16 protein-coding genes and 1 pseudogene are annotated in these 16,501 nt (G+C 49.5%); all 17 read right to left on the bottom strand.

The window, feature by feature from the left end; genetic code table 11:
* Positions 1-9 precede the first annotated feature (9 nt).
* The gene (locus tag OCV68_RS06220) at positions 10-960 is read right to left on the bottom strand and encodes a transketolase family protein (RefSeq protein WP_147622025.1); all 951 of its coding nucleotides are present in this window, start codon (positions 958-960) and stop codon (positions 10-12) included.
* A gap of 4 nt (positions 961-964) precedes the next feature.
* Positions 965-1,807: a transketolase gene (locus tag OCV68_RS06225; protein WP_262571491.1), complete on the bottom strand. Its 843-nt coding sequence runs from the start codon at positions 1,805-1,807 to the stop codon at positions 965-967.
* A gap of 43 nt (positions 1,808-1,850) precedes the next feature.
* Positions 1,851-2,672 carry a Cof-type HAD-IIB family hydrolase gene (locus OCV68_RS06230; RefSeq protein ID WP_262571492.1) on the bottom strand — a complete coding sequence of 274 codons (822 nt, stop codon included), beginning with the start codon at positions 2,670-2,672 and terminating at the stop codon, positions 1,851-1,853.
* 11 nt (positions 2,673-2,683) lie between these two features.
* Complete coding sequence (locus OCV68_RS06235) at positions 2,684-3,601, bottom strand: RluA family pseudouridine synthase (RefSeq protein ID WP_147622028.1); 918 nt, start codon at positions 3,599-3,601, stop codon at positions 2,684-2,686.
* Positions 3,591-4,088 carry a signal peptidase II gene (gene lspA, locus OCV68_RS06240; RefSeq protein WP_262571494.1) on the bottom strand — a complete coding sequence of 166 codons (498 nt, stop codon included), beginning with the start codon at positions 4,086-4,088 and terminating at the stop codon, positions 3,591-3,593. Before lspA ends, OCV68_RS06235 begins: the two co-directional genes overlap by 11 nt.
* Complete coding sequence (ileS, locus tag OCV68_RS06245) at positions 4,085-6,895, bottom strand: isoleucine--tRNA ligase (protein WP_262571495.1); 2,811 nt, start codon at positions 6,893-6,895, stop codon at positions 4,085-4,087. The genes lspA and ileS overlap by 4 nt, the downstream gene beginning before the upstream one ends.
* Before the next feature lie 53 nt (positions 6,896-6,948).
* Positions 6,949-7,527 carry a DivIVA domain-containing protein gene (locus OCV68_RS06250; RefSeq protein ID WP_022473958.1) on the bottom strand — a complete coding sequence of 193 codons (579 nt, stop codon included), beginning with the start codon at positions 7,525-7,527 and terminating at the stop codon, positions 6,949-6,951.
* 66 nt (positions 7,528-7,593) lie between these two features.
* Positions 7,594-8,382 (bottom strand): YlmH family RNA-binding protein, encoded by a 789-nt coding sequence (locus tag OCV68_RS06255; RefSeq protein ID WP_262571498.1) that lies wholly within the window; start codon positions 8,380-8,382, stop codon positions 7,594-7,596.
* Positions 8,383-8,408: 26 nt separating this feature from the next.
* On the bottom strand, positions 8,409-8,882 hold the full coding sequence (locus tag OCV68_RS06260; RefSeq protein WP_022473956.1) for a cell division protein SepF: 474 nt from the start codon (positions 8,880-8,882) through the stop codon (positions 8,409-8,411).
* A 38-nt stretch (positions 8,883-8,920) separates the two neighbouring features.
* A complete protein-coding gene (locus OCV68_RS06265; protein WP_262571500.1) occupies positions 8,921-9,631 on the bottom strand; it encodes a YggS family pyridoxal phosphate-dependent enzyme in 711 nt (236 codons plus the stop codon).
* Positions 9,624-11,099, bottom strand: coding sequence for an HlyD family efflux transporter periplasmic adaptor subunit (locus tag OCV68_RS06270; protein ID WP_262571502.1), 1,476 nt, complete (start codon positions 11,097-11,099; stop codon positions 9,624-9,626). The genes OCV68_RS06265 and OCV68_RS06270 overlap by 8 nt, the downstream gene beginning before the upstream one ends.
* A 26-nt stretch (positions 11,100-11,125) precedes the next feature.
* On the bottom strand, positions 11,126-11,365 hold the full coding sequence (gene hfq / locus OCV68_RS06275) for an RNA chaperone Hfq (RefSeq protein ID WP_022473954.1): 240 nt from the start codon (positions 11,363-11,365) through the stop codon (positions 11,126-11,128).
* A gap of 116 nt (positions 11,366-11,481) precedes the next feature.
* Entirely contained in the window at positions 11,482-12,426 is a 945-nt protein-coding gene (gene miaA / locus OCV68_RS06280; protein ID WP_022473953.1) for a tRNA (adenosine(37)-N6)-dimethylallyltransferase MiaA, read from the bottom strand.
* A 7-nt stretch (positions 12,427-12,433) separates the two neighbouring features.
* Positions 12,434-12,892, bottom strand: coding sequence for an NUDIX domain-containing protein (locus tag OCV68_RS06285; RefSeq protein WP_262571506.1), 459 nt, complete (start codon positions 12,890-12,892; stop codon positions 12,434-12,436).
* A gap of 10 nt (positions 12,893-12,902) precedes the next feature.
* The gene (gene mutL, locus OCV68_RS06290) at positions 12,903-15,086 is read right to left on the bottom strand and encodes a DNA mismatch repair endonuclease MutL (protein WP_262571508.1); all 2,184 of its coding nucleotides are present in this window, start codon (positions 15,084-15,086) and stop codon (positions 12,903-12,905) included.
* A 127-nt stretch (positions 15,087-15,213) separates the two neighbouring features.
* Positions 15,214-15,405, bottom strand: a pseudogene (locus OCV68_RS14735) (GNAT family N-acetyltransferase); the annotation flags it as partial.
* 243 nt (positions 15,406-15,648) lie between these two features.
* Positions 15,649-16,302 (bottom strand): class I SAM-dependent methyltransferase, encoded by a 654-nt coding sequence (locus OCV68_RS06295; protein ID WP_262571510.1) that lies wholly within the window; start codon positions 16,300-16,302, stop codon positions 15,649-15,651.
* Positions 16,303-16,501: the final 199 nt, after the last annotated feature.

Below are 16,501 nucleotides of genomic sequence, written 5' to 3' on the forward strand. Positions count from 1 at the left end.
TATTCGGAATTACTTCTTGAGAGCCATCGCTTTTTTAACATTGGCAATGATATTATCAGCTGTGAGACCGAACTCCTTGAGCAGCTCAACAGCAGGACCTGAGTGACCGAACACATCGTTTACGCCAACCCTGATAACGGGAATGGGGCACTCTTCTGTAACAACATCCGCAACAGCAGAGCCGAGACCGCCGATAACGCTGTGCTCCTCAGCGGTAACGATAACGCCTGTTTCCTTTGCAGCCTTGACAACAATGTCACGGTCAAGGGGCTTGATTGTGTGGATATTGATAACTCTTGCCTTGATGCCCTCTTCAGCCAGCCTGTCGGAAGCCTGAAGAGCCTCGTTTACCATAAGGCCTGTTGCGATAATGGTAACATCGTCGCCGTCACGGAGCTGAACGCCCTTGCCAAGCTCAAACTTGTAGGTGTCCTTATCGTTGAAAACGGGAACGGCAAGTCTGCCGAAGCGCATATAAACAGGTCCCTCGAACTCGAGAGCTGCTCTTACGGCTGCCTTTGCCTCAACATCATCGGCAGGGTTGATGATAGTCATTCCGGGGATAGTTCTCATAAGTGCGATATCCTCGTTGCACTGGTGGGTAGCGCCGTCCTCGCCTACGGAGATACCTGCGTGGGTAGCACCGATCTTGACATTAAGGTGGGGATATCCGATAGAGTTTCTTACGATCTCAAAAGCACGTCCTGCCGCAAACATTGCGAAGGAGCTTGCAAATACCTTCTTGCCTGTGGAAGCGATACCTGCTGCAACGCCCATCATGTTAGCCTCGGCAATACCGCAGTCGAAAAATCTTTCGGGGCAGGCTTTCTTGAAAATGCCTGTCTTTGTAGCCGCAGCAAGGTCGGCATCGAGAACGATAAGATCGGGATATACGCTGCTCAGCTCAGCAAGAGCCTCGCCGTAGCTTTCTCTTGTAGCCTTTTTAATTACATCTGCCATTGTTTCAGCCCTCCAGTGTCTTTAACTGAGCGTTAAGCTCGTCCATAGCCTGCTTGTACTGCTCTGCATTGGGAGCTGTACCGTGCCAGCCAACCTGATTTTCCATAAAGGAAACGCCCTTGCCCTTTACGCTCTTCTGAACAATGGCAACAGGCTGACCGTTGATCTTCTCAGCCTCGTTGAAAGCTCTCTCGATATCGTCGAAATCGTGAGCGTTCATGGTGATAACGTGCCAGCCGAAAGCTTCAAACTTGTCGGTGATAGGCATGGGAGAACATACCTCGGTGATCTTGCCATCGATCTGGAGGCCGTTGTTGTCGATGATGGCAACAAGGTTATCAAGCTTGTTGTGAGCCGCAAACATAGCAGCCTCCCAAACCTGACCCTCTTCGATCTCACCGTCGCCGAGAACGGCATATACCTTGTAGTTATCGCAGGAGATCTTGCCGGAAAGAGCCATGCCGCAGGCAGCGGAGATGCCCTGACCCAGAGAACCTGTGGACATATCAACACCGGGAATGTGCTTCATATCGGGGTGACCCTGAAGTCTTGAACCGATCTTTCTGAGAGTTTTCAGCTCCTCAACATCGAAGAAGCCTCTCTGTGCCAGAACGGAGTAAAGCGCGGGAGCAGTGTGGCCCTTGGAGAGAACCAGTCTGTCTCTGTCGGGCATTTTGGGATTCTTGGGGTCAACATACATTTTGTGGAAATAAAGATAGGTGAGCAGATCTGCAACTGAGAGAGATCCGCCGGGATGTCCCGATTTAGCGTTATATACGCCCTCGATAACTCCCATTCTTACCTTGCAGGCTGTTATTTCAAGCTGCTTTTTGAGTGATGCGTCCATGACTCTTGATCATCCTTTCTTGTGTATAATAATTCGCAAAGAATTATTTGCTTAGTATGTAGTCTATAGTCTCGGCAACGGCGCCCTCGGTACAGTCCGCCCTGCAGACCATATCGCACACAGCCTTTACCTCGTTTATAGCATTTGAGGGACAAGCGGCAAAATCCGCATATTCCAGCATTGCCATGTCGTTATTATAGTCCCCCATGGCGACTGTTACACAGCCGTCAAAGCCGTACAGCTCCTTGAATTTCTTCACGGCATAGCCTTTGGAGCAGTCCTTGGGGAGCATTTCATGAAATATTGTGCTCGATGTGACAAATTCAACATCCCCCGCAAACTCCAGCGTCTTTGCGTATTCCGCAAAGGGAACGATAGAGGTCTCCGGCATGGCAAAAAGTATCTTGCACCAGTCGCCGTGGGGAACATCGTCAAGGGACTTTACAATATCTGCGGTAAAGCCGCCTATCTTCCAGTGATGCCTCTCATAATCGTTGATATTCACATCGTATATGCCCTCGGGGCGGCATATCTCAGCACACGCCTCGGGAAATTTATCAAGCAGCTGTGCCACCATTGCCCTTGCCTTTTCCTCGGGCAAATATTCCGACCACTTCACGGAATTTGTTCCGCAGTCGTATATCATTCCGCCGTTGCAGAGGATAACGGGGCAATCAAGTCCGATGGGCGTGAAGTAATGAGCTGTTGCCTGAAGCACACGTCCCGTTGCCACAACGAACATTCCGCCTGCCTGTCTCAGCCTGACGATGGCGTCGGAATTTCTCTTTGAAAGGGTCTTATCCTTGCTGAGAAGAGTTCCGTCCATGTCGCTGAAAAATATGATCTTTGATTTATCCTTAAACATATGACCTCGCATCAAAGCCTGCGCACCTTTTCCAGCACCTGATGAAAATACTGGGGAAGCTCGCTCTCGAACTCCATATATTCGTAGGTGATAGGGTGAACGAAGCCGATTTTGCCTGCGTGGAGGCACTGACCGTCAATGCCCTTGAAAGGCTTACCGTAAACATCATCGCCCAGAACAGGGTGACCGATGTATGCCATATGCACCCTTATCTGGTGAGTTCTGCCCGTTTCCAGCCTAAGCTTTATGAACGAGTAGCCGTTAAATTCCTCCAGCACCGTGTAATGGGTAACTGCGGGCTTGGAATTTCTGTCGGTAACGGTCATTTTCTTGCGGTCAACGGGGTGGCGGCCTATGGGAGCGTTCACCGTTCCCTCAGGCTCCTTGAACCTGCCGCAGACCACAGCACGGTATTCTCTTGTAAAGCTGTGCTCCTTTATCTGCTCCGCCAGACCCCTGTGGGCGGCGTCAGTCTTTGCGACTATGAGCAGACCGCTGGTGTTCTTGTCTATGCGGTGGACTATTCCCGGACGGATAACTCCGTTTATGGAAGAAAGCCTGTCGCCGCAGTGATACATGAGTGCATTTACCAGCGTTCCCGTATAATTTCCTGCAGCAGGGTGGACTACCATGCCCTTGGGCTTGTTTACCACCAGCAGATAATCGTCCTCATAGACTATTTCAAGGGGGATATTCTCCGCCTTGACCTCCAGCACCTCAGGCTCGGGGATAACAGCCGTTATCTCGTCCCCCTCAGTGATGACGCAGCTTTTGTTAACAGGCTTGCCGTTGACAGTGACCTGTCCCTTTTCGATAAGCTTCACCGCCATGCTGCGGCTGATGTCATTGCCGCACAGGGAGATGAGCTTGTCTATCCGCATACCGTTCTGGCTTTCGTCAGCGGTAATGAAAAGAACGTCACTGCTCATTGCTCTTCTCCTCTTCAAATTGCTTCATATATTTTCCTTCGATGAAAAGGTAAAACACGATAAGCAGTATAGCGCCGAAAACCACACATATATCGGCAAAGTTGAAGATGAAGTTAAAGGGAAACAGCCTGATGAAATCCGTAACATAGCCCTGAAAAACACGGTCGATGAAATTGCCTATGCCGCCTCCTACGATAAGCCCGAAGGAAACGGTCAAAAGCGGGTGCTTGTGCTTCTGCTTATGGAAATAAACAGTGATAAGCACCATTGCAATGGCGGTAACTATCGCAAGCGCCATTGTTTTTCCCGTAAAGCTGCTGAATGCCGCACCCGTGTTCTTGTGCAGGGAAAATGCAAGGATATCAGTATCCCCGAGGGTTATCGCCCTTATGAGCTGCCCCTCGGAAATACCCGATTCCGCAATATATTTTGTTATCCTGTCGATGACTACCGACAGCACCGTGATCATCCAGAAAAGTATTATCACGCCTTTGTTACCTGCTCAACGCAGCGCTTGCAGAGTGTGGGGTGATCGTGATCCTCGCCCACGGTCTCGCTGTAGCACCAGCAGCGCTCGCACTTTGCGCCGTCAGCCTTTTCGACGCTGAATGAGAGCTTGCCCTCAAATGCGGGATCCTCGCACTTGAACTCGCCGTCGCCGTTGTTTACAACGCTTGCTGCGGATACGATGAATACTGCCGCAAGGGTGTCCTCAACTGCGGAAAGCTTGCTGTAAAGAGCCTCGCTGTCAGCGTGGAGAGTTACCTTTGCTTCAAGGGAAGCGCCGATGAACTTTTCAGCTCTCTTCATTTCAAGAGCCTTTGTAACGGAGAAACGAACGCTGTAGATCATATCCCACTTTGCTGTGAATGCGTCGTCAGCGCTTACATCGAGCTTTTCGGGCATCTGGTTGAAGAAGATGCTCTCCTTGTCGTCAGCTGCGCCGTGGGGCATATGCTTCCAGATCTCTTCCGCTGTGAAGGAAAGGATAGGAGCGATCATTCTTGCAACAGCGCTGAGGATAATATACATTGCGCTCTGTGCGCTTCTTCTTTCGGGAGACTTCTCGCCTGTGCAGTAAAGTCTGTCCTTGATGATATCAAGGTAGAAGTTGGACATTTCCGTTACGCAGAAATTGTGGATAGCGTGAACGGCAACGTGGAAATCGAATGCGTCATAAGCTGCCTTTACCTTGTCGATAAGGGCATTGAGACGGATGATTGCCCACTTGTCGATCTCCTTCATATCTGCGGGAGCTACCATATCCTTGTCGGGATCGAAGCCGTCGCCGTTGCAGATGTTGCCGAGAATATATCTTGCAGTGTTTCTGATCTTCTTATAGGTATCCGCAAGCTGCTTGAGGATATCCTTGGAAATTCTGATATCGGAGTGGTAATCGGAGGAAGCTACCCACAGACGGAGAATATCTGCGCCGTTCTGCTTGATAACGTCCTGAGGGTCGATACCGTTGCCGAGGGACTTGTGCATTGCTCTGCCCTCGCCGTCAACTACCCAGCCGTGGGTGCAGACTGCCTTGTAGGGAGCCTTGCCTGTTGTTGCAACGGAGGTGAGCAGTGAGGACTGGAACCAGCCTCTGTACTGGTCAGCGCCCTCAAGATAGAGGTCAACGGGAACGTCAAATCCTCTTTCCTTCATAACGGCTCTGTGGCTTACGCCGCTGTCGAACCATACATCGAAGATGTCCTTTTCCTTGACAAATTCGGTGCAGCCGCATTCGCACTTTGTGCCTGCGGGGATAATATCCTTAACGTCCTTGATGAACCAGGAGTCGGAGCCTTCCTTGCGGAACATATCGGAAACTGCCTTGACAGTCTCGTCGGTAACAACGGGCTTGCCGCAGTCCTTGCAGTAAACAACGGGAATGGGAACGCCCCATGTTCTCTGACGGGAGATGCACCAGTCGCTGCGGTCGTTTACCATACCCTTTATTCTGTCCTCGCCCCACTCAGGGATCCACTGAACATCGCTGATAGCCTTAACAGTCTCAGCCTTGAAGTCCTTTACGGAGCAGAACCACTGCTCGGTAGCTCTGAACAGAACGGGGTTCTTGCATCTCCAGCAGTGAGGATACTGGTGGACGATCTTTTCCAGTGCGAACAGTGCGCCTGATTCTTCCAGATCCTTTGCGATGACCTTGTTTGCGGCATCGGTCTTGAGGCCCTGATACTTGCCTGCTGCCTCTGTAAGGATACCCTTGGAGTCAACGGGAACGGTGATGCCTACCTCGGGATACTTCTTGCATACCTCGAAGTCGTCAACGCCGAAGCCGGGAGCTGTGTGAACGCAGCCTGTACCGCTTTCAAGAGTTACGTGGTCGCCGACGATAACAAGTGACTCACGGTTCATGAAGGGGTGTGCGGTCTTCATATATTCAAGCTCGCTTCCCTTGAAGGAGCCTTCAGTTGTGTAGTTCTCAACGCCTCTTGCCTTCATAGCAGCGGGAACAAGCTCTGCTGCCATGATGTAGTTCTCGCCGTCAGCCTTGACAACGGTGTACTCATACTCGGGGCCTACGCAGATAGCAAGGTTTCCGGGGAGAGTCCATGTGGTGGTTGTCCAGATAACGAAGTAGGTCTTGTCAAGATCAAGTCCCATAGCGGTGAACTTGCCCTTGTCGTCAGTTACCTTGAACTTAACGTAGATGGAATGGCAGGGGTCGTTTGCGTACTCTATCTCAGCCTCTGCAAGAGCAGTCTGGCAGTCGGGACACCAGTAAACAGGCTTCAGTCCCTTGTAGATGTAGCCCTTCTTGTACATCTCGCCGAAGATCTCCACCTCTCTTGCCTCAAACTCGGGCTTAAGGGTAAGGTAGGGGTCGTCAAAATCGCCCTGAACGCCAAGACGCTTGAACTGATCCATCTGGTTCTTTACCTGTGTGTGAGCATACTCAGCGCAGTGCTTTCTCAGCTCGGGAGCAGGAACAGCACCGTTTTCAACGCCCATCTGCTTAAGAACCTTAAGTTCAATGGGGAGACCATGGGTATCCCAGCCGGGAATATAAGGAGAGCAGTAGCCGCTCATATTTTTCTGCTTTACAATAATGTCCTTGAGCACCTTGTTGAGTGCTGTTCCAAGGTGAATGTCGCCATTGGCATACGGAGGTCCGTCGTGAAGAACATAGCGGGGCTTGCCCTGGTTCTTCTCGATCATCTTGTAGTACATTCTGCTGTTATCCCAATCCTCGATCATGCCGGGCTCTTTCTGAGGGAGGTTTCCTCTCATGGAAAAGTCGGTCTGAGGAAGATTAAGAGTGGTATTGTAATCCTGTGCCATTTTCCTAACTCTCCTTAAATGGAATATTTATGCTGATAAACAGCGTTTTTTACTTATTGAACGGAAGAGGTGTCGATAACTCTTGTAGCTTCCATGTCCTCTGCCTCGGCAGGCTGGGGCGCAGGTGCGGGAGCCTCTTCCTCGACAGGCTCATCGTTTTCGGGAAGTGCTGTGATAAGCTCCAGGTGAGATTTGTACATTGTGAGCAGACGGGACTTGAAGTCGATAACAGCGTTCTGCATCTTTTCAAGCTCAGCCTTTTCTCTCTGAGCACGGATAGCTGTGGTGCCCACGATCTCATCAGCCTTGACATTTGCGGCGGAGATGATCTGCTCAGCCTTCTGCTGTGCCTCGGCAACAATGGTCTCGGCCTTGCCCTTGGCTTCCTCGATAACGGCTCTGCCCTGCTTCTGAGCGCCTATCATAGCGTCCTTGAGGGCTTCCTCGTCAGCCTTGTATCTGCGAATGCTCTCGACCAGTACCTCGATCTTCTTCTCGGTGTCCTCCTTGTCCTTGAGCATTGCGTTGATCTGGTCGGCGATCTCCTTTAAGAATTCATCGACCTCCTCAGGCTTGTAGCCCGGCTTGGCCTGTTCAAATCTTCTGGTGTTAATGTCCTTGGCAGTTATCATAGCCGATCCTCCTTCTCCGCAGATCTCATATTTCCGAACAGCGCTGCGGTCGCCGTGCGGCAATGGTCATATATACTTTTTTATCACTATATGGATACGGTCTTTTTTAGTCCTGTCTCCGACGGAGCTGAGAATATATCTTCCGAAGCCCCTTACTGACAGCACGTCCCCTTCCTTAAGTGTGTCGGATACGCTTTCCGTAACCCCATGGTTTACCGAAACCGAACCCGAACGGATAAGAGCGCATGATTTTTCACGGCTGAGACGGGTCGCTGTCCCCACCACGCAGTCAAGCCTGAGCGATGCCACAGTTCCGCTTATCTCGCTGAATTTATCGTTTCTGACGATCTTCTCGTCACTGTCGGCATAGGCGCATTTTACCCCTACCCTGCCTATTTTTTCGATAAACACAGCCTGCTCCGCCGCAGCTCTTGTGAGCAGCGCATATGCCCTGCCCTCCGAGCAGATGATGTCCCCTATCTGGTTCCTGGTTATCCCCAGTGACATAAGGCTTCCGAGAAAATCCCTGTGGGAAAGGCTGTCGCACTCCCTGAAACGGAATTTCACCGCTGCCAGAGGAAATTCCTCCGCCATCGGCTCCTCATATTCGCCGAAAACGCCCAGCATTACCCTCTGAGCGCCCTCAAAGCCGCCCCACATCATAAAATGCGAAAAGCCCTCGTATCGGAGAAACCTCTCCGCCAGAGCAGCCTCGCCTTCGGTAAGGAACGCCGAAAACCTTGATGAGCAGGTCCTTTCGCAGATGCTCACCATATCGGCAACGTGGGAAACAAAGAGCTTGTCCTCACCGCCCAGTCCCTCGCCCGAGATGAAAGAATTTTTGTCGTTAGCCATAAAGCGTTGGGATATCCTCAGTCAGATCAGAGTAATACTCCGTTGCTTTCGAGTTCTGCCGAAAGCTCATCTCCCTGAAACCCAACGTTATAGGGGGTGATGATAAAGGTGTTGTTTGCAACGGGCTTGATGCTTCCGCCGTTTGCATATGCAACGCCGCCCAGGAAGTCGATAATTCTTCTGGTAACGTCGGGAGTGGTAGCCTCAAGGTTCAGCACAACAGTCTTTTTGTTGCAGAGGTGGTTTGCGATCTCCTTTGTGTCGGAGAACTTTTCGGGCTTTACAAGAATGACCTGGAGCTGTGCGGTCACACTGATATTCATTCTCTTGTTTCCGTTGTTGTCACCCATATCGTTTCTGGGCTGATAATTGTCGTTCTGGGGGAAGCCGCCCTGATTCTGAGGCTGCACCTGGTTCTGCTCGTTCTCAGGCTCGTCGTAATCATAATCCTCATCAGGTCCCATACCCAGCGCATTTTTAATAGTATCGAAAAGTCCCATTTTCTTCTTTTCTTCCTTTCATATATTTATCTTTTTATTTAAAGAGATGATCTCGCAGGATAGCTTCTTGCGCCGAAAAGAGCAGTGCCCAGACGAACCATTCCCGTGCCGAATCTTACGGCATCGGTATAATCCGCAGACATACCCATGGACAGAAGCTTTATATCAGCATTTTTCGCTTTAAGGTCCTCGAAAATACGCTGCATTTTCTCGAAATATACGCAGCTCTGACCCGGAGGGGGAATAGTCATAAGACCGCACAGCCTTACACCCTTCATCTCGGCGATCTGCGGAACAGCCTCGTATATCTCCTCGGGAGAAAATCCGCTTTTGGACTCCTCGCCGCCGATATTCACCTCGCACAGGATATCCATTACCTTCCCGTGCTTTTCGGCCTGCTTCGAGATCTCACCGGCAAGGGCAATGCTGTCCGCCGACTGGATCATAGTCACACTATCTATAATATACTTTATTTTGTTGCTTTGCAAGTGCCCGATAAAGTTTATTTCGGCATTTTTTACATACAGTTCTTTTTTCTGCAAAAATTCCTGCACCCTGTTTTCACCCAGAAGCTCAAAGCCCCGGGAAACGGCGAAATTCACCTTTTCGGCAGGCACTGTTTTGGTGACTGCCATCACTTTGATATCATCATTTTCTCTGCCGTATTTTACCTTTGCTTCCTCCATATTGAAGCGTATCTGCTTGATATTTTCGGCAACATCGGCAAAATTGTTCAGTTCGTTACTCAAAATGAACATCTCCTTCCGAAGCAGCAGTCTCTGCGGTGGCTGACGTTTCGGCAGCCGTAGTTTCGGCAGCTGAAGTTTCAGCCACTGAAGTCTCAGCCGCTGAGGTCTCCCCGGCAGATGTTTCCGCACCCGCCTGCGTCTCAGATACCTCCGCAGCAGTCTCGGACGTTGCATCAGTCTGCTCCGTGACGCTTGCATGGGGATAAAGCTCCTCCTCATCATTCTCCGCAACAGTTACAACTTCGTCCGAATTGGCCATATAGGCCGCTGTATCAACACCCTCAATGATAATGTCGTCGTAAACGCAGACATAGCTCTCATCGGAGGTGATGCGTGACAATATATAATCGTTGTCTTCAAAAATAGTATCGACCTTTTTGAAAAGCACTCTCTGTCCCCAAAGGACATAGCAGCCCTTTTCGTTGTTCTTGTTAAAGCGCAGAGCTTCTCTGGGAACTCTTATTCCCTCAAAGTCGTTAAGAGTCATCTCGACCCTTTCAACACGCTTCTGAACAAGGTCATAGGTCATCTCGTCGCAGCGGAGTATGAGCACCCATTCCGACGGATCGTCCGTAGGTTCAAGGGATTCTATCACCGCAGTGACCGTATCGGGGGTGGAAGCAAAGCTGAGCTTTACCGAATCTCCGGGGTTATAAACGCTGTCGGAGTTGTCGATAATGCCTGCGATCTTCCAGTTATAGCCCTTTATGAGCTTTCCTATCTCGTTTTTGCTTCTGCCTGCCCTCATGGACTTTTCGTTTGCTATAACGTCCTTGATAACGTCGGCAGTGATGTCGGACGTATCGTCAAGGTTCAGCTTTTTCTCATAGCCGTCGGTGTAGCTTACAAAATATCCCGAGTCATCGGAGGTGATAGCCTTTTTGTATGTTTTTCTGTTCTTCATCAGCTCGTCTATCTGAAGCTCCAGCGAGGCGATACGGTCATCATAACCGTCCTCCTGCTTTACGGATATCTGATAGATGCTCATGAGCGTCAGCAGGTCATCACGGCTGCTTTTTATATCCGAAACATCCTTTTTCGCCAGCTGCGTTGCCAAAGTCTGGTACTTCTCGCTGATAAGCGACGAAATAAAATCAGGCTGGGCAGTAAGAACCGTTCCGGGATTCTGGGCGGCTTTCAGCAGGTCGATCTCGTCGGAGATCTCCTGTATCCGCCTGTTGGTCTCTATATCGGACTCATTGGCATAAACATATGCCACAATAGAGCCGTTTGCCACCTTGCCGCCGTCAGTCACGGGGTAGCTCAGCACGCCTGTATAGCTGCTGCGTATGACCGACTCGTTTCTGATATACACCCCTCGGAAGGACACCTTGTCCGCAGAGGAATATATAACAGCCGTCTCGGTCCTGTAGTCCTCCTTGACTCCGGCATAGATCTGATAACCCACCGTAGCCAGAACGAACAGCGCAAGTATAACCCCAAGAACACGCAAAACACCGTTTCCCATTGGCACCTGCTCCTTCCGCTAAGGGATCACTTGTTATCCTGCTCTGCGTCGAGGATAGAAATGGGCTTTGCGGGAACTATTGTAGAGATGGCGTGCTTGAAAACAAGCTCCTGCTTGCCGTCAGCGTCAATAATGACCGTGTAGCTGTCAAATCCCTTGACGATCCCCTTGAACTGGAATCCGTTTGTAAGGATACAGGTTATGGGAATACGGTCTTTTCTCGCCTGATTAAGGAAAACATCCTGTAAATTAAGCGCCTTGTTCATTAAGATCATCCTTTCAGTTTTATCGTCCGCAGCGGTCATCCGTTTACGGACGGGCTTATTTTCTATGTATTGTAAAGCCGTTCTGTAAGTGCATTTTTACACTCTTTTAAATTATATCACATTATTTTCGATTTGGCTACTATATTCCCGCAATTTGCAATAATTCCGTCAAATTGTTGACTATTTGCGGTATCGACCCACGTAATTCGTACATCTCGACGAAACCATGTAAGCTGCCGTTTGGCGTATCTTCTGGTTTCCTGCTTTATCCTGTCAGCCGCTTCTTCAAGGGAACATTCCCCATTGAAATAGGGTATCAGCTCCTTGTAGCCGATGGCGTTGAAGGCTGTTTTCAGGTGGTAATTTTCATACACACCCCTTGCTTCCTCCACAAGGCCTTCTTCAAGCATCTTATCCACACGCCTGTTTATCCTGTCGTATAATATTTCCCTGTCAAAGCAGGTGAGACCTATCATACACAACTCATAGGGGGAAGCCTTTTCACGGCTCTTCTCCCTGTTTTCCTCCCCCGTGCGGCCCGAGAGCATACACATCTCTATGGCTCTTATCACACGAATGACGTTGTTGGGGTGTATCTTCTCCGCAGCCTCGGGGTCAAGCTCCGCAAGCTTTGCGTGCATATGCTCCTTGCCCATTTTCTCCGCTTCCGCCTCCAGCTTTTTTCTCAGGCTGTCGTCCGAAACGATATGGTCAAAGGAAATGTTGTCGATAAGAGAGTTGATATAAAGCCCCGTGCCGCCCGCAACTATGGGCATTTTACCCTTGCTGCGGATATCTGCTATGCAGTCCCTTGCCATGCGGACATAGTCCGCCACGGAAAAGGGCTGATCGGGTTCAAGGAAATCTATCATATGATGGGGAATGCCCATCATCTCCTCAGCCGTGGGCTTGGCAGTGGATATGGCAAGCCCCTTGTATATCTGCATGGAGTCGGCGGAGACCACCTCTCCGTCATACATCTGCGCCAGCCGCACAGCCACGGCAGTCTTGCCCGAAGCCGTAGGGCCGCAGACCACTATCAAAGGTATTTTTTCTTCCATAGTCACCTCAGAATCCGTAAAGCCCGTATTTTCCCTCTTCAGCCGTGGGAGATACAAAGCTGTTTTTTTCAAGACAGGCAAAGCGTCCCTCAGCATAAGCCGAGAGCATCGCTCTGCTCATATTCGTTATATCGGGCCTTGCCGCAGCCTCTGCCGCCGTCAGGAGCAAAACCTCGCTGTTTTCATATCCGTCAGACCTTGGCTCGCCCGAAATATGCTCCATTATAAACACGGCGCACCACCGCTCGGGACGCATTTCCAGCGCCGCAAGAGAGCGTGCTTTGCACACTACGCCCGTTTCCTCGTATATCTCACGCTCAACAGCCCTGTCAGGCATTTCGCCCTCCCTGACATATCCGCCGGGAACAAGTATCCTGCCCTTTGCCGTGCCGTAGGTGTGGCGCACAAGGAGTATTTTCCCGCCTATTTCCACAATTCCGCATACCGCAAAATGCCTGCCGTTCATGGCACACCTCTTATACTATTCGTTTGAACTGCTTTTCAAGCTCTCTCTTGGTGAGCTTGAACATAACAGGTCTGCCGTGGGGGCAGTATCTTATGCGCTCGTCCTCCAGTATCTGACCGATAAGGGATTTAAGCTCATCAAGCCCCGTGATGTCGTTTGCCTTGATAGCTCCCCTGCACGCCATGGTGTGATACATATCGTCCAGTATCTCAGGCAGCGGATCATGCCTGTGGGCGGCAAAGTTCTGGGCAAGCTCGGAAACTATGTCCGATGCGTCGTTCTTGTCCAGCATGGAAGGTATGCCCTTTATAAGCACCTTGGGAGCTTCAAGCGGCTCTATCTCAAAGCCGCAGTCGGCACATACACGGAGATTTTTCACCAGTGCATCATACTCGCCGTAGTCCAGCAGCAGCTCTTCGGGAACAAGGAGCATCTGAGCCGTCAGGTCTTCCCGGCCTGTTCTCAGGCGCTCGAAACGGATACGCTCATGAGCAGCATGCTTGTCAACGATAAGTATGCCGTCCTCTGTCTCCGCAATGGCATAGTTCTTGAACGCCTCACCGATAATGCGGAAATATGTTTCCTTGGGCTCGGGCTTTTCTTCCTTTTCCTCTGGCTGAGGCTTGTTTTCAAACGCCCGGGCATTTATGTACTTGAAATCCTTTTTAGGCTCTTCGGAAGTAAGGCTGTCAAGAACGCCCTCGCTTTCCTTGCCGTATCCGCTCTGGAGATGCTCGGATATATCCGTCTTTTCATTTTCACTGCTCTGTGCAGTCTCGGGAACATCTGCAGCAGGCTCGGGTATATTTTCAGGCTCAGGCACAGCTTCCGCAGGAGCTTGTGGCTGCTCAGAAACGCTCTGTTCGGTCATCGGGCGAACTCCCCAGCTTGCCTCTGCCTTTTCCACAGCTTCCGCCATGCGCTGCTCCGCAGTTTTGTCGCTCTTTCCCGCAAAGTCTCTGGGGATATCGTCTATCCTCGTCTCGTGATGATACTCCTCGCTCTGCTTTACGGCAAGAATATTTTCACGCCTTGCGGACTGGTCCTTGCTTATGACCTCAGCGGGCTTTATATCCTGCGTGAATTTTGACTTTGAAGTGTCCTCCAGCACTGTCTGAACAGGCTTGGGAGGATCCTTGAACATGGGCATTGCATAGTCCGCTTCCGTTTTTTCACGGGCGGGAATTTTCATTTCCACAGGCTTTGTGTCAAGCATGATAGCGTTCTTTACCGCAAAATAAACAGCCTCGTAGATCAGCTTTTCGTCCGAAAAACGAACTTCCACCTTTGCGGGGTGAACGTTAACATCAACAGTCTGGGGCGGAACGTCCAGAAACAGCACGCAGGCAGGGAACTTGCCCTCCATAATGTTGTTGCGGTAAGCCTCTTCAAGAGCACTCATGCCCGTAAGGCTCTTTACATATCTTCCGTTGATGAAAAAGTGCTGCATGGTTCGGTTTTTCCGTCCCCATATGGGCTTTACGGTGTAGCCGTAAACATGAATGCCGCCAAGAGTATAGTCAACAGGAATAAGTGACGCTGCAAACTCCTTGCCGAAAACGGAATACACCGCCGAAAACAGCCTGCTGTCGCCGGGAGTAAAAAGCTCCTGCTTGTTGTCACGGATAAACCTAAATGATATCTCCGAGTGTGAAACGGCTATCTTGCTGACTATCGCCGCAATGGCATTACCCTCGTACTTGTCCTTTTTCAGGAATTTAAGGCGTGCGGGAACGTTGTAGAAAATATCACGGACGATTATTGTGGTTCCCTGCTGGCAGCCGGTTCTCTCGTGTACCTGCTCCTCGGTGCCGTTTATCATATAATGAGTGCCGTACTCCTCGCCCTCCTGGCGTGTGAGCACCTCACACTTTGCCACGGCGCACACCGAAGCCAGTGCCTCGCCTCTGAACCCAAGCGTCATTATCCTGTTAAGGTCGTCCTTAACGTTCAGCTTGCTTGTGGCATGGCGCAGAAACGCCGTGGAAACGTCCTCAAAGCTCATGCCGCAGCCGTTGTCCGTAATGCGGATATATGATATTCCGCCCTGCTTTATCTCAACGGTTATGGCGGAAGCTCCGCTGTCTATTGAATTTTCCACCAGCTCCTTGATAACAGAGCTTGGGCGCTCAATTACCTCGCCTGCGGCAATAAGCTCCGCCAGCTCCTTATCAAGTACGTGTACCTTTGGCATTTTACTTTCAGCTCCATTCGCCTGTTTTTGGGGTGAAATATATCTTCCGACAAATGCTTTGTGAATAAATTCTCATATGCGGCTATATTTCTTTGATTAAAAATAATAAATCGGGTTTTATTTATCTTTACATATAATAATCATATTCATTCAAATTTAACCGAAACCCATAATTCATATACAATGATTTCCCCATTTCAGAGGGATTCAGCATAACTTTTCCAATTTGATGTTCTTTCGCATACGTTATTGCACAATTCAGTAATTTTCTTGCAATTTCCTTGTTTCGATAGGCGGGAACAACATACATATTCATAAGCCGAGCGACCTTATACTAATCACCAATAAAACTATAGACAAAAAATCATCACATAATCCATATACGCAAGATTATGCTCGATTTTTTGTATAGTTTTTAATTGGTGCTTAGTATTACCGTTTATAAGTTTGGCAGTTGGCATAATTTCAAATAATGTTATTTCTGCTGCTGCAATTATCTGTCCTGCATCTTCTCAGATAAAAACAAAATATTTCTCTCTCAAAATGTCTCAACGAGACAAAGTTACTTAACGCAGTGAAAATATACCATCGACCCATCAATGTGAAAATCGATTTTTTTGTACATTTTCTGCAAAATACCCCTCAGCTCTTCCTCAGTCTGGAACGGAGGAGAAAACCAGCCTTTCTTTGCAAGAATATTCTTCACAAGCCAGTCTGTTATTTTTGATTTTCCCTTTATGTAAAAGCAGGCAACAAAATCACCGCCCGGCTTCAGAACACGCCATGTTTCGCTGAATGCTTTTTGCTTATCGGGAAATGCGTGGAAACCATTCATGCTGACAACGATATCAAAAGACTCATCATCCATTTGCAGATTTCCCACATCGCCCTGAATGCACTTGATATGTTCATAGCCGCTAAGTCTTTTCTCGGCTTGCTCGATCATATCCGTACTGTAATCGAGACAAGTAATGCGGGCATTTTTTAAGGCCGCCCACTTGCGCTCCGTGAACACAGCCGTTCCAACAGGAACATCAAGCAGATCCCCGGAAAAATCGTCAGGGATATATGATAAGACTTTGCGTGCTACCTCATTGTCATCAGTCCCGCTCCAAAACAGCTTTATATACATTCTGCTGAAAAAATTTCCCTGTGTAAGTACATCATCATATATATTTTTTGATGATTCGTAAGCATTTTGGATCTTATCTGCCATATAACTCTCCCCTTAAATTTTAGAACCTGTCTTCATAAGAAATGTGTGCGGATTTTCGAGCATAATTTTGTTGCAGAGTAGGCAAAAATCCGCAGGCGGGCTTTCGCCCGGCAAGGATTTTTAACGCAGTCTGCGGCAAAATTTGCCGAAAAGACGTGCGCATATGCTTGTGAAGACGGGTTCTTATATCATTGCCGCT

Origin of the sequence: Huintestinicola butyrica (genome assembly GCF_025567215.1) — a bacterium.
GTDB classification, from domain to species: Bacteria; Bacillota; Clostridia; order Oscillospirales; family Ruminococcaceae; genus Huintestinicola; species Huintestinicola butyrica.